Annotated in this window: 12 protein-coding genes; 7 read left to right on the top strand and 5 right to left on the bottom strand. The window is 45.4% G+C overall.

Going from position 1 to position 14,754, the window contains the following annotated elements; translation table 11 throughout:
* Window positions 1–14: 14 nt before the first annotated feature.
* The 3 genes from lolA to lrp form a co-directional block, all read right to left on the bottom strand.
* The gene (lolA, locus tag IE070_RS12170; protein WP_189483471.1) at window positions 15–719 is read right to left on the bottom strand and encodes an outer membrane lipoprotein periplasmic chaperone LolA; all 705 of its coding nucleotides are present in this window, start codon (window positions 717–719) and stop codon (window positions 15–17) included.
* On the bottom strand, window positions 719–3,406 hold the full coding sequence (locus IE070_RS12165; RefSeq protein WP_189483470.1) for a DNA translocase FtsK: 2,688 nt from the start codon (window positions 3,404–3,406) through the stop codon (window positions 719–721). Before IE070_RS12165 ends, lolA begins: the two co-directional genes overlap by 1 nt.
* 260 nt (window positions 3,407–3,666) lie before the next feature.
* Window positions 3,667–4,152, bottom strand: coding sequence for a leucine-responsive transcriptional regulator Lrp (lrp, locus tag IE070_RS12160; RefSeq protein WP_189483469.1), 486 nt, complete (start codon window positions 4,150–4,152; stop codon window positions 3,667–3,669).
* Window positions 4,153–4,363: 211 nt separating this feature from the next.
* Between lrp and ald the strand changes: the two genes are divergently transcribed.
* Together ald and cspE are read left to right on the top strand one after the other, a co-directional pair.
* A complete protein-coding gene (gene ald / locus IE070_RS12155; protein WP_189483468.1) occupies window positions 4,364–5,482 on the top strand; it encodes an alanine dehydrogenase in 1,119 nt (372 codons plus the stop codon).
* Window positions 5,483–5,787: 305 nt separating this feature from the next.
* Window positions 5,788–5,997, top strand: a complete 210-nt coding sequence (gene cspE, locus IE070_RS12150) for a transcription antiterminator/RNA stability regulator CspE (protein WP_027670166.1) — start codon at window positions 5,788–5,790, stop codon at window positions 5,995–5,997.
* A 381-nt stretch (window positions 5,998–6,378) separates the two neighbouring features.
* Here cspE and IE070_RS12145 read toward each other — a convergent pair whose 3' ends face one another.
* Entirely contained in the window at window positions 6,379–7,830 is a 1,452-nt protein-coding gene (locus IE070_RS12145; protein ID WP_189483467.1) for a glyceraldehyde-3-phosphate dehydrogenase, read from the bottom strand.
* A 133-nt stretch (window positions 7,831–7,963) separates the two neighbouring features.
* Window positions 7,964–8,353, bottom strand: a complete 390-nt coding sequence (gene msrB, locus IE070_RS12140) for a peptide-methionine (R)-S-oxide reductase MsrB (RefSeq protein WP_189483466.1) — start codon at window positions 8,351–8,353, stop codon at window positions 7,964–7,966.
* A 202-nt stretch (window positions 8,354–8,555) separates the two neighbouring features.
* Here msrB and IE070_RS12135 point away from each other — a divergent pair, with 202 nt between their 5' ends.
* The 5 genes from IE070_RS12135 (at window position 8,556) to IE070_RS12115 (ending at window position 14,704) form a co-directional block, all read left to right on the top strand.
* On the top strand, window positions 8,556–10,343 hold the full coding sequence (locus IE070_RS12135) for a sensor histidine kinase (protein ID WP_189483465.1): 1,788 nt from the start codon (window positions 8,556–8,558) through the stop codon (window positions 10,341–10,343).
* A 3-nt stretch (window positions 10,344–10,346) separates the two neighbouring features.
* Window positions 10,347–11,729: a sigma-54-dependent transcriptional regulator gene (locus IE070_RS12130; RefSeq protein WP_189483464.1), complete on the top strand. Its 1,383-nt coding sequence runs from the start codon at window positions 10,347–10,349 to the stop codon at window positions 11,727–11,729.
* Window positions 11,730–11,900: 171 nt separating this feature from the next.
* Window positions 11,901–12,887, top strand: coding sequence for a porin (locus IE070_RS12125; protein WP_189483463.1), 987 nt, complete (start codon window positions 11,901–11,903; stop codon window positions 12,885–12,887).
* Window positions 12,888–12,903: 16 nt separating this feature from the next.
* Complete coding sequence (locus tag IE070_RS12120; protein ID WP_189483462.1) at window positions 12,904–14,337, top strand: SLC13 family permease; 1,434 nt, start codon at window positions 12,904–12,906, stop codon at window positions 14,335–14,337.
* Between the two features lie 109 nt (window positions 14,338–14,446).
* Window positions 14,447–14,704: a thioredoxin domain-containing protein gene (locus tag IE070_RS12115; protein ID WP_229797056.1), complete on the top strand. Its 258-nt coding sequence runs from the start codon at window positions 14,447–14,449 to the stop codon at window positions 14,702–14,704.
* Window positions 14,705–14,754 lie beyond the last annotated feature (50 nt).

The raw sequence follows: 14,754 nt of genomic DNA, 5'->3' as shown, positions 1-14,754 counted from the left end.
AGGTTAACGCGCACTTAGGGTTTGCGCTGATCATCAACATCAAGATTATCGGTAACCTTAAACCGAAATAATCCATCTGCTAACCGACCATTTAAGACAATATCACTAAACACATACACGCTTTGCTGCTGATTGATGTCAATCACTTGCATCTCTATCAGCTTATTGTCACTAAAGGTGAGCATAAGCTGTTGCACCGGATTATCTGCACTTAAAGGATGGATAAAAAAACTTTGGGCCTGTTTAGTGACTTGGTACTGTTGCCATAGCGTTTTGTCTGCACTGGTTAGTAGGGCAAAAGGCGTTTGGCCCACTTCACTTTCGGCATTATAAATACTTACTTGTTCCAGTAATTCGTTGTAGAACCACAACGTTTTACCATCACTCACTAACAAGGATGGCTCGGGTGTTTCACTTTCAAACCGAAACCGTGCGTGCTGCTTTAGCGATAAGGTTCCTTCCCCTTCTTGTAACAACTGTTGCTGAATATCGTATACACGCTGGCGATAGGTTGCCGAAAAGGCTTTCACTAGGGCCAATTGCTGCATCAGTTCTGCGCTGGCATCTTCTGCCGCCATACGTTGTTGTCGCATAGCCTGCATGTGCGGCGCAAAATCTGGACGCGGTAACACTTCTACTGTTTGCGCCTGGGGTGTTTGCCATAGCGAGCTGCCAGCAAAACATGCAAACAACACCACTACCGCTTTGAATTTATTCATCAATATCCTCTGTTTGCAGCCGGCACAACCACTTCACGGTTGCCATTATGACCTGGAGCACTTACCACGCCGCTGTGTTCCATTTGTTCCACTAGCCGCGCAGCACGATTATAACCGATTCTAAACTTACGTTGCACACCCGAAACAGAGGCGCGGCGTGTTTCAATGACAAACGCCACTGCTTGATCGTACAACGGATCAGCTTCGCCATCTTCACCTTCGAGTGTTTCGCCGGGTAATAAGTTCTCTTCGGTGGTTTCACCACTTAAGATTTCTGCAATATATTGTGGTTTACCCCGTTTTTTCCAATCGGCGACCACGGCATGCACTTCGTGATCGTCGACAAAAGCGCCATGCACTCGGTTTGGAACCCCAGAGCCAGGCGGTAAATACAACATATCGCCCTGCCCCAATAAGCTTTCTGCACCTTGCTGATCTAAGATGGTGCGAGAATCAATTTTTGATGACACCTGAAACGCGATCCGCGTTGGAATATTCGCTTTAATTAAGCCGGTGATCACATCCACCGAAGGCCGTTGCGTTGCTAAAATCAAATGAATACCTGCCGCCCGCGCTTTTTGCGCAATACGAGCAATCAGCTCTTCTACTTTTTTGCCCACAATCATCATCATGTCGGCAAATTCGTCAATAACCACCACAATTGAAGGCAACTTTTCCAAATAGGGGGCTTCGCCACGCATATCATCCGAAGGCTTCCATAATGGATCTTTTATCGGTTGCCCCTCATTGATCGCGTCTTTCACTTTAAGATTATAGCCCTTAAGATTACGCACGCCCAACGCCGACATGAGCTTATAACGCCGCTCCATTTCGCCTACACACCAACGCAATCCGTTAGCGGCATCTTTCATATCAGTAACCACTTCGGTCAATAAGTGGGGGATCCCCTCGTAAATCGATAATTCCAACATTTTTGGATCGATCATCAAAAAGCGCACATCATCGGGCGTTGATTTATACAACAAGCTACAAATCATCACGTTTACCCCAACCGACTTACCCGAGCCAGTCGTACCGGCAACCAGTAAGTGAGGCATTCTCGCCAAATCAGCCACCACCGATTTACCCGCGATATCTTTACCTAATACCATCGTTAAAGCCGATTTAGATTCGGTAAAAACCTCGTCGCCAATCACTTCCGACAAACGCACAATTTCACGATGCTGGTTGGGTAACTCTAAACCGATATAGCTTTTGCCAGGGATCACCTCTACCACACGTACGCTAATCGCCGATAAGGAGCGTGCCAGATCTTTAGCTAATCCGGTAATTTTGCTCACTTTTACACCCGGTGCTAAATCTAACTCGAAACGCGTCACCACAGGGCCAGGATGAACCCCAACCACTTTGGCTTCTACATTAAAATCTAACAATTTCGCTTCAACCAAACGCGATACGCGCTCTAAATCGGCCGGATCGATAGGATTTACCGCTTTATCTGGCCGATCTAACAAGGCTAGTGAAGGCAGTTCTTCTAACGAATGTGCCACTTCTTCGCTATCATCACTGTCTTCGATTTGCTCGTCTTCATCGGCTGGGAAACGCATTAAGGGATCAAGCTCTTCCGTTTGTTCTTGCTCAAGTTCGCGGAAGGTTTTGCTGACATGCTCAGCATCAAAAGGCTCGTCTACCGCACTAAAGGATAATTGCTCATCGGCCAGCGTATCAATGCTGTAATACGCCTTGGCTTCGGTGCGCTCATTTAAAGGCCGAATAGGTAAGGGTTCTTTGCGCTGCATAGGTTGCTGCACAGATTGCTGCACCGGATTATGCACTGGTTTAGTTGCGGGGCTATAAACAGGATTGTCTACCGCCTGATGCATTGTAGGTTCGTCGGGGAAATCCTCAGCAGAGAAACTAAAGCGTGGCTCGTTTTTATCATCTACATCTGGAAACACAAAATCATCGTCAACCGGCTCAGGCAGGTTTTGCACTTTTACTACCCGTCTGGCTTTAGGTCCCGGTTTAGCCGCGATCGCATCGTCATCGTTTTCGGCTGGCACATTGTCTAACGCAAAAGGATTGGGCTGCGGCTTGCTTCGCAGACGTGCAGGCAAACTTATCAGAAAATTAAAAAACGCAAAACACTGTGCCCCAAGGTAATCGGCTACTGTTAGCCAAGATATGCCGGTGAGCAAGGTCAGTCCCGTGGCAAAACCGCATAACAGAAATAAGCTAGTTCCAATAAAATTGAATAAAGGTAATAGCGTGCCGCTAATTTTGTCGCCTAAAACGCCACCCGACGAAAAATAATAAATGTCATTAAAATTCATACTGCTAATGGCCGTTGCGGCGCACACCGTTAGCAATAAGCCAAACAGTCTTAATCCCAAAATCAAATAATCTAAGCTGAGTAGATCGTGATAACGCTTAAAAAGCAAATAGCCTGAGAAGGCGACTAAAAAAGGCAGTAGATAAGCAATCCAACCAAAGCTGACAAGCAATACATCGGCCAGCCATGCCCCACCCCGCCCAGCATAATTATTAATTTGCTGATGATAGCCCGTTTGCGACCAACTGGGATCGGCCGGATCAAATGACAATAGCGCCAACAACATAAACAGTGCTACACCGGAAAATATAATTAATCCGACTTCCAGTAGACGCTGCACTCCATTTAACGAAAATAACACTCTGCTTTGCAAAAGAAAGGCCCCTAAATTCAAAAATCCATGTCAAAAAACCAGACAAAGTTGCCCATGGCAGCGTCTGGCTCGACATCAATGCTATTGCAGTCTGTTTTAAAGTTGTAGGTTACCAGAGCTGCTGTAAAAGTGCATCTTTGCTTATCTGTGTCCGATGCGTTGTTGCGGTAATTGCAGCACAAAACACGCAATAGCACACTGATTAAACGGGTATTTTAGCGCAGTTAGCCAATGAAGGTTAGTCGGCTCTGGCTGAATAAGCGCTGTATAAACGCCTACCCTTACAACATTGGAACAAAACTGCTTTGCTTTACCTCTTCCATCACCACATAGGTGCGGCTTTCCCGCACGCTGGGTAAACGCAGCAAGGTTTCGCCTAACAATTCGCGATACGCTGCCATATTAGCTACCCGAGTTTTTAATAAAAAATCAAAACTACCGGACACTAAATGGCATTCTTGAATTTCATTGAGCTTTTGCACGGCCTTACTAAACTCGTCAAAATCTTCTGGTGAGGTTTTACTTAAGGTGATTTCTACAAACACTAACATGGCTGCGCCCACTTTGTGAGGATCAACCAACGCGGTATACCCTAGGATGTAGCCCTCGGCTTCTAGCTTACGTACACGCTCTAAACAAGGTGTAGGGCTTAGTCCGACTCGCCGCGCTAATTCTACATTGGCTAAGCGGCCATCATGTTGTAATTCCACCAGAATTTTCCGGTCAATGCGATCTAACTTCTTGATACTCTTATTTAAAGAATACATGTCAGCATAAAATCCCGAGCTTTTTATCAAAACAGGATTTTGCACTATTTAACCAACTTAAAACAAGCAGTAATTCTGGTTTTTTGCCGTTATACTGCGCAAAAATATTTTATACACAAGCAATATTACCCAACCCTACGATCATTGACGATACAGCCCAAAACGCTGCAGCGACAAAGAGCAAAGGGATAACCCAACCAAGGTGAAACTTATGATTATCGGTGTACCAAAAGAAATTAAAAACCATGAATACCGTGTCGGCATGACGCCTGCTAGCGTACGTGAACTTGTTGGTCATGGCCACAGTGTGTTTGTTGAACATAACGCCGGTATGGGCATTGGGTTTACAGACGAAGATTATCAAGCGGTAGGCGCATCGGTGTTGGCAACAGCTGCAGAGGTTTTTGCTAAAGCCGATATGATCGTAAAGGTAAAAGAACCGCAAGCCGTAGAGCGTGCCATGCTACGCGATGGCCAAATTTTATTTACGTATTTGCATTTAGCGCCGGATCCAGAGCAAACGGCTGAGTTAGTTACCTCAAAAGCCGTATGTATTGCCTACGAAACGGTCACTGACAATAAAGGGGGCTTACCTTTATTAGCGCCGATGTCTGAAGTAGCTGGCCGTATGTCTATTCAAGCTGGTGCCCGCGCCTTAGAAAAATCGTGTGCAGGTCGGGGTATGTTACTTGGTGGTGTACCAGGCGTAGCCCCAGCGAAAGTTGTGGTGATTGGTGGCGGTATGGTAGGTGCTAATGCCGCGCAAATGGCTGTGGGCATGGGTGCTGATGTTACCGTTTTAGATCGGAATGTGGATGTATTACGTCGTATCAATGCACAGTTTAACGGCGCGGTAAAAGCCATTTACTCAACAGCTGAAGCCTTAGAGCAAGAAGTATTGGCTGCAGATTTAGTCATTGGTGGTGTATTAGTACCGGGTGCCGCAGCGCCTAAATTGGTAACACGTGATCATATCAAGCGCATGAAACCGGGTTCAGCCATTGTGGATGTAGCCATCGATCAAGGCGGTTGTGTTGAAACGTCTAAACCGACAACCCACGCTGATCCTACCTATATTGTTGACGATGTCGTGCACTATTGTGTTGCCAATATGCCTGGTGCAGTGCCACGTACCTCTACTTTTGCCTTAAACAATGCCACCCTGCCGTTTATTATCCGCCTTGCGAACAAAGGGTATAAACAAGCTCTGCTCGACGATAAACACTTATTAGCAGGCTTAAACGTGTACCGTGGTCATGTTACTAACGAAAGCGTAGCAGAAGCCTTAAATCTGGCCTATGTTGCCCCTGAAGTGGCCTTAAACGTCTAATCATAATTTAGCTGGTAGATCAGCTTAAGTTATTAAAAAAAGCCGGTTTTTTACCGGCTTTTTTATTTTGTTTAACTTTATCTGATTTATTGACCGATAAAGCTATACATTCCGCTCAGACCTGTTATAGTGTTTTCCGGCCTGTAGTACAGACCTATGTAACAACTTGTTTTTGAAAACTTCGCTACACAGCTTCGCTTGTAAGTCATGTCCTGAAGATTCACGCACGTTTGGCCACATAAGTAACAGTCAGGCTAAAAGCGCATTCCGCGTTAAATAACTTTTTAAATTTTTAGGAGTCTCTCATGGCTAAAGTAACTGGTGTAGTAAAGTGGTTCAACGCTGATAAAGGTTTCGGTTTCATCACTCAAGACAACGGCGGCGCAGACGCTTTCGTTCACTTCCGTGCAATCCAAACTGAAGGTTACAAAACCTTAAACGAAGGTCAGCGCGTAGCTTTCGAAATCGAACAAGGCCAAAAAGGCCCACAAGCTGCTAACGTAACTGTACTGTAATAGTACGCTACTTATAGCGCTTATCGGTTTCCGATAGTATAAATGGTCAGCTTAGCTGGCCATTTTTGTTTGAGCGTCTTGGACATCTTATGCTCTCTAACACCCTTCTTATTATCCCCATCTGCCTTATTACCTACTTATTTATTACACATTCATCACGATAATCATCCTCACCCCCAAATCAGCTAAAGAAGCGACTGAAAAACTTGCCGTTGCATTCTTGCCATGAAAAGAGCGACTTAGCCACAATAAAAAAGCCCGCTGAATGCAGCGGGCTTAAAAATATTATGTATGGGGGAATAATGTATGGCCAAGGTTTTAACCTACAGCCAATATCAACGACTGGTTAACGTATACTAAAAGCCCCTACACAGCCCAACGCTATTTTGTCAGAGGTAACGTAGGGTATTTTATCCCAGCCATCTCATTCATTACTCGGGTCACTTGAACGCTGTAACCGAACTCGTTATCGTACCACACGTACAACACGCAGCGATCGCCATCAACAATAGTGGCTTGCGAATCAACGACACCCGCATAGCGTGAACCCACTAAATCCGACGAGACAATTTCTGTAGAACTGGTAAAGTCGATTTGATCTTGCAGTTCAGAGAACAGTGACGTGCGTTGTAAGAAATCGTTCAACTCATCTTTGGTGGTTTCGCGATTTAAATTCAGCGACAAAATGGCCATAGACACATTTGGCGTTGGTACGCGGATCGCATTGCCAGTAAGTTTACCTTTTAACTCAGGTAAGGCTTTGGCAACAGCGCTGGCGGCACCCGTAGAGGTTAATACCATATTTAATGGTGCAGCACGGCCACGGCGCTCAGCTTTATGGAAATTATCAATCAGGTTTTGATCGTTGGTGTAAGAGTGCACGGTTTCCACGTGACCATTACGAATACCGTACTCGTCTTGTAATGCTTTTAACACAGGGGTAATAGCATTAGTGGTACAGCTGGCAGCAGAAACAATTTTGTGTTCGGCCGTGATCATATGCTGGTTTACGCCATACACCACGTTAGGTACATCACCTTTCGCCGGTGCGGTCAGCAATACTTTAGCAGCACCTTTGCTCTGGAAGTGAATGGATAATTCTTTATCGTCTTTAAAAATACCGGTGTTATCAACAATAAGTGCGTTATCAATACCGTATTTCGTGTAATCCACTAGCTCAGGTGAGTCGGCATAAATGACTTTAATAAAGGTACCATTGGCTTTAATACCTTGGTTTTCTTCATCAACCGTAATGCTGCCATTGAAAGGACCATGAATAGAATCGCGGCGCAGCAAGCTGGCACGTTTTTCTAAATCGCCTTTTTTACCGCCACGCACCACTATGGCTTTTAAACGCAATTTGCTGCTGGGACCAGAGCGTTCTAACATTAAACGCGCTAACAAACGGCCAATACGTCCAAAACCATATAACACCACGTCAACCGGTTTAACCTGATCTTCATGATCTAAAATATCGCTTAAAGCATCGGCTAAGTATTGCTCGAGAGTTAATCCTTCCGCAACATTTTTATATAAAAAGGCATACGCTAACTTGCCAATATCTACGCGCCCTGGGGCCAAATTCATTTTGCTAATGGCTTCTAATACAGGAAAGCTTTCACGCAGGCGAAGTTTCTGACCTTCAAAACGTTGTACCGTTTTGTGCGCTTTAATAATATCGATGGTGGTGGAATTGACCAGCGGCCGACCATATACCACCACTTCTATGCCTTTATTGCGATATAGCCGACCAATGATAGGTAACATGTTTTCGGCGTATTCCTGGCGTTCCTGCCAGCTTTTTTGGTACTGTTCTGCGTGTGATAGGGTCATATTAGGCCTTTTACTTCAATAAGATGAATTAATCGGTGTTGCCCTCTCCGCTTTATGTAGGGTACAGCGGTTCGTTGAAGGCGGCCTATTGTAATTGATTATGAAACCTTACCACAACACTTACAGAATGTTTTTAGCCTTTTGTCGCATGGTTAAAGGTAAGCGATACCGAATTAACACAATAACGCTGACCCGTTGGCGCCGGCCCATCGTTAAACACGTGCCCTAAATGCGCGTCGCACTGAGCACATAGAATTTCAATGCGCTGCATGCCATGACTTACATCTTTTTCGTAACGCACTTTACCTGCAATGGCATCAAAAAAACTGGGCCAGCCACAACCGGCATCAAATTTAGTGCTGGCATCAAACAGCTCAACACCGCAGCACACACAATGATAGGTGCCTTGCGCCGTGTGGTGTAATAACTCACCGGTAAAAGGATATTCGGTCCCCTTCAAACGGGTTACCCGATATTGTTCTGCGGTTAAACGCTCGCGCCAAGCTTGATCAGTTAACTTCATGGGGTAGTCTCACAACGATAGAGGAATGAAAGGCTTTATTATCTCGTCATTATAGTAGCATACGCATAATCATGGGTAAGGGTTTTGTATGCCGCCGCGACTGTCAACGTTAAATATCGCAGCAAAGCGAATGGCGAAATCAACTGGCTCGATAGCCTAGCTTACGGTAGCATTGCGTTTAAACGCCCTAACTGAGCTTGTAATGCGTCCATTTTATCGACAACCCCTGTTTATTATTTGCAGTTTAGTCCTCATCACATTGGGTAGCTATCAGCTTATTTTTCAGCAATTACTTAAACAGTCCCAGCAATTATCGCTAAAGCATGGTGTAGAGTTTAATCAATATCTTAACTTGCAACTTACCCGCTTTAGTACCTTAACCGATACCTTGGCACAGCGGCCTGAACTACAACAGTTGTTGCAAAATCCAACCGTAGCGGCGCAACAAACCGCGCTAAGCCAATTACTCGCCGACTTTAACTTAGCCAGTGGTAGCGCCTCTATTTATTTAATGGATCCGCAAGGTGTCGTTCTAGCAAGCAGTAATTATGGCGAACCTGTCAGTTTTATGGCGTATAACTTTGGTTTTCGACCTTATTTTACGGAAACGATACGTGCGAATAAAAGCTATGTCGACTATGGCCTAGGCTGGGTTTCCAACGAACGCGGGATCTATTTTGCGAGCACCGTAAGCAATGCTCAGCAACAGATCCTAGGGGTGTTAACGGTAAAACTTAATATCGATCAACTCGAATTGGCTTATCAATCTATTGCCAGTCAAAGTCCGTTATTATTTATGTTGGTTGACGAAGAACAAACCGTTATCGCCAGTAACCATGAGCCTTGGCGATTAACGTGGTTAGGTGAGGACGCCACCACCCGCCCGCGGCATCCTGGGGTAACGCTGCATGCACTTAAAGTTAAACAACAGGGGCCATTATGGCGTTTAGCCAGTGATCCTCTCCAACAACCCGACCAAAGCAAACAGTACGCCGTAACCGTGAAAGATAATCAGCGTTTGCCTTGGCAGTTGGTGTTATTGCAACCTGCTGCGCCTTTAAAAGTTCAAGCAATACAATTAGCTACTAGCTTATGTTTATTCTTATCGGTGCTGTTATTGGCAATCAGCTTTTGGCGTAGCCGCCGACAGCAACAACGGCAAAAAGCGGTAATGTTCACCCAATTAGAGCTGGCCGTAGCCGAACGTACCGAATCGTTACAACAGAGTAATCAACAATTACAGCATGAAATTCAGCAGCGAAATGAAGCCGAGCAAGGCTTACAACAGGCGCAAGAACAATTATTACAAGCCGCAAAGTTAGCAACCATTGGGCAATTAAGCGCCTCGATTAACCATGAAATCAATCAGCCATTAACGGCGATGCACAGTTACTTACAAAGCGCGCAATTGCTTTTGCAAAAGGCGCGTTACAGTGAGTTAGCGGAAAACTTAGATAAAATCAGTCAAATGCTGCTGCGGTTAAATCATATTGTAAAACAGTTTAAAAGTTTCAGTCGTAAAGCCGCTAATAGCCCCGCGCCAGTGCGCTTAAAACACGTTATTGAAAATGCCTTGGGCATTCTACAACCAGCATTAAAACAACAACAGGCGCAAATCCAGCTACAGGATGTTGCAGCCACACAGGTTAAAGTGGATCCACTGCAATTAGAACAAGTGCTCGTTAATTTGCTTGGGAATGCGCTGCAAGCGGCTGCCCAAAACAGTTCTCCCAGTTTAACAATACAGATTAATCAAAGTGTCGATAAGGCCATTTTACAGATACATGACAACGGCCCAGGAATTCAACCTCATGTAATGGAGCATTTATTTGAACCCTTTTTTACGACTAAGCAAGGCTCGGGATTAGGGTTGGGATTGTCTATTTCTCGGCAAATTGTGCAAAGCTATCATGGCAATTTACAGATTGAAAACCATCCAGCGGGGGGTGCAATCGTCACCCTTACCTTACCGCGTTATATTTCGGAGTAATGCATGAGCACCCAAGCTGAAGTTTGGCTGTTAGACGATGATAACAGTATTTTAGATGCCTTGGCCCAGGGCTTAACACTGGAAGGCTGGCGCTGTAAAACCTTTAATGATCCGGCCACGTTACTTTCTAATCTTACTACGCAATTTGCTGGCGTGATCCTCACTGATTTAAACATGCCACAAATGGATGGCTTATCGGTGCTAAAAGCCATTCAGCAGCGTGATGCCGATTTACCCGTTATTGTGCTTACCGGATACGGTGATATCAGTATTGCTGTCAATGCCATGCAATTGGGAGCGTATAGTTTTATCGAAAAACCGGTTAACCATAACGCGTTGCATAAAACGCTGTTACAAGCTGCCGAAAAGCGCCAATTATGTTTGCAAAACCGTAGATTAAGTGCGCAATTGCGCGAAAGTCGGCGCGGCAGAGTACAACTTATCGGCGACAGCCCCAGCATAAACCAAATGCGCAATTTATTAGATTTGGTTGTAGATACGCCAGCGGATGTGTTGATTGAAGGGGAAACCGGTAGCGGCAAAGAAATGGTCGCGCGTTATTTACATGATAATTCTGAGCGCAGCGATCAACATTTTGTTGCTATAAACTGTGGTGCTATCCCCGAACAATTAATAGAGAGCGAGCTCTTTGGTAGCGAAGCGGGTGCTTTTACTGGCGCCGATAAAAAGCGCATTGGTAAATTTGAATTTGCCAATGGCGGCACTCTATTTTTAGACGAAATTGAAAGCACCCCGTTAAGTGTGCAAATTCGCTTGCTGCGGGTATTAGAAGAACGCAAAGTCACCCCCTTGGGCAGCAATCAGAGTATTCCATTAAATATCCGGGTGGTGGCGGCCACTAAAACCAACTTAGAGCAGCTGAGCCAACAAGGTTCCTTTCGGTTAGATTTGTATTATCGATTAAATCTTCTGCATGTGGCGATCCCGCCGCTGCGGCAACGGCGGCAAGATATTCCGCTGTTATTTAAACATTTTGCCATGTTGGCTGCGGCGCGCTATCACAAACCCGTATTACCATTAAATCAATTTCAATTAGACAGCCTGCTATCACATACCTGGCCAGGCAATGTGCGCGAGCTGCGTAATCTGGCCGAGCGCTTTGTGTTGCTTGGCCCAGAGGGCGCTTTTATGCAACAAGGTCTCCCCTTGCCCGATACCATTGGCAGCGCCATGGGATTAAGTGAGCGCGTCGCTTTTTTTGAACAAATGCTTATTGAAGAGGCGCTAAATGCAACCAAGGGCAGTATCAAAGAGACGATGCAAGCCCTCAATTTACCGCGCAAAACCTTGTATGACAAAATGCGTAAGTTTGGATTATTGCGTAGCCAATTTAAAGATGATGAGCATCCTGACTTACCCGAGTAACACGCAATAGATGGGTGGAAATCCACCCATCTTTAAAAAAAGCCGTTTCATATTCCACCCAAAACACCGCTGCGCCAATTTTAAGCTATTGAATTGCAAATGAAAAAATATTGGCAATCTTCTTGCTTATACACCTCGCCTACAACTATAACGACCGATGACGAGGTAACAATGAAACAGGTAAACCGCACTACACTGGCTTTGGCCGCATTATGTTCTCCTACTTTTTTTATCGCACTCCCTGCATTCGCCAATAGCATTACGCTGCCGGTTCCCAGTGTCACACTCTATGGCAAGGCCGAAGTACAACTTGCTCACACTGATAAAGGTGTTATGCGTTACACTGAACAGGGAACGCAACTGGATATGCCCTTTAGCCGCTTTGGTTTACGCGGCGAGCAAGTATTAAATGAACACATCACTGCGTTTTTCACTTATGAAGTGGATGTACGTGGATTTGATGAAGCGAACACGCAAAGTCCGTTTTCTGCACGCAATACCTTTATTGGGATCAAAGGTAACTTTGGTCAGCTTATTGCCGGTCGTAATGACACCCGCTTAAAAACCAGTGAAGGCGGCGTAGACTTATACAATGAAACCAGCGGCGATATTGCGCAAATATTGCCAGGCCAAGATCGCTTAGGCGATAGCCTGACCTATATTTCCCCCAAATTTGCGGGCTTTGAGCTTTCTGCAACCTATGTATTAGGCCAAGATAATGAGCGACAAAATGGTAAAGACGGCGTTGCGGTAAGTTTAGCCTATGGTGATCGTGCACTAAAATCCCTGCCCTATTACCTGACATTAACCCGCGCGCAAAGCTTAAGTGGGCTTGATGCCACCCGATTATTAGCGCAGCATCAAGTCGGTGATTTTACCTTAGGGGCACTTTTACAATATAGTGAAGCCAGCGAAGGCACAGCCAGCGGTACTGGCGGCTATGTGAGTGTGCAATATACTTATGGTAATTGGCTACCTAAGATCCAAGCCGGACGTGATACCTCAGAATTACGGCAAACCAGCGCGGCGAATCACTACACAGCCGGGGTAGATTATATTTTTAATAGCCAAAGCAAAGCCTATTTTTATGTGACTCAGCTTGAGCTAACAGATACCCGCGATACCTCGGTCGCGCTGGGTTTACAATACCGTTTCTAAGGTTAGGAGCATAATAATGACAACAAGCCCTACAAAAACTCCGATATTTTCTTTGTTACTTGGCCCGCTGTTTATGGCCTTAACACTGCTAGCCCCTGCCCCTTTTGGTATGAATCAAGACAGTTGGTTGGTTCTAGGGTTAACATTTTGGATGGCCAGTTGGTGGATCAGCGAAGCGGTACCTATTCCCGTTACCTCTTTTCTACCCTTGGTAGTCGCACCATTACTGGGCTTAAATACGCTGACAGCCGTTGCACAACCTTATGCGCATCCGCTTATTTTCTTGTTTTTAGGCGGTTTTATCATCTCTATCGCCATGGAACGTTGGTCATTACATAAACGTATTGCCCTACACACCATGCTACTGGTTGGCAGTAAACCCAGCCAGCAAATTGGCGGCATTATGTTAGTAACCGCCTTCTTATCGATGTGGATGTCTAATACGGCCACTGCGGTAATGATGCTTCCCATCGCATTATCTATAATGGAAATGCTAAAACAAGACAAAGAAGATAGCAGTTTTGGGAAAGCATTATTATTGGCTATCGCCTATGCCGCCTCTATTGGTGGCTTGGCTACGTTAATTGGTACCCCGCCAAACGCGTTGATGGCTGCCTTCTTATCGGATAACTATGACATTCAAATTGGGTTTGCCGAATGGATGATGGTAGGGTTACCACTGAGTATAGTTATGCTGTGGTTAAGCTGGTTATGGCTTACTAAAGCGGCCTACAAAGTAGACCAACTTGACGCTGTAGAAACCAAAGGCTTATTTCGTGCACAGTTAAGCCACCTAGGTAGCATGCAGCGTGGCGAAAAGGCCGTATTAATTATTTTTGCTCTCACCGCGTTTTGTTGGATTTTCCGGCCATTGCTGGCTTCAGCTACGGGTTTACCCTTAGATGACACTATTATCGCAATGGCCGCTGCACTGCTAATTTTAGTGTTACCGCTAGATCGTAAAAACACACGTATTCTAACGTGGGACGAGACCCGTAAACTGCCTTGGGGTATTTTAATGCTCTTTGGCGGCGGCTTAAGCTTAGCCGCACTGATCACAAAGAGCGGCTTAGCCAGCTTTATCGCTGATCAAGTTATCTTACTGGGCGATGTACCGTTTTGGGTGATGATTGTGATTGTTACCGCGGTTATCGTGTTTTTAACCGAAGTAACTAGCAACACGGCTACCGCTGCTGGGTTCTTGCCTTTATTGGCGCCAGTTGCCTTAGCGATGTCAGGTACCCCCTTAACCTTAGTGATCCCAGCGGCCATCGCAGCCAGTTGTGCCTTTATGATGCCCGTCGCCACACCACCTAATGCGATTGTGTTTTCATCTGGACAACTCAAAATCTCAGATATGGTTAAAGCAGGTTTTGCCCTTAATATCTTCTCGGTCATTGTGGTCAGTGTTATTACCCTTACTTTAGCCAGATGGGTATTTGGTTTCTAAGCTATACGCGCATGTTAACACCTGAGTTAGCATGCGCGCTCCTCCTTTATTTGGTATACTCTCGCTTCGCGTTTCTCCGCCCCACTGTTAATGTTGAGTAAAGTTACCCATGCGTGTTGTTATTCGTTTATGCTTTCGGCTCGTTCGTCTTATTCTCACCCCTTTTATGCTCCTAGCCGAATGGCTTACTACGCCTAAAGCCATTCAGCGCAGCGAGGCACAGCAAACCCAAGTAGACAACGCCTGTAAGCAACTGGCCCTGTACCAGTTTAAAGGGTGTCCTTTTTGCAATAAAGTACGAAAAGAAATGGCGCGATTGGGCCTTAATATTGAAAAACGTGATGCGCAGCATGTAGTGGTCAACTAATTTTGGCCACATTGTTATAGCTAAGCCAATATCTGCGCTCGCTTTCGTTT

Source organism: Alishewanella tabrizica, from assembly GCF_014652375.1.
In the GTDB taxonomy this organism is placed as follows: domain Bacteria; phylum Pseudomonadota; class Gammaproteobacteria; order Enterobacterales; family Alteromonadaceae; genus Alishewanella; species Alishewanella tabrizica.
The sequence above is the reverse complement of the archived record's forward strand: the minus strand, read 5'-3'. Positions and strand labels throughout refer to the sequence as shown.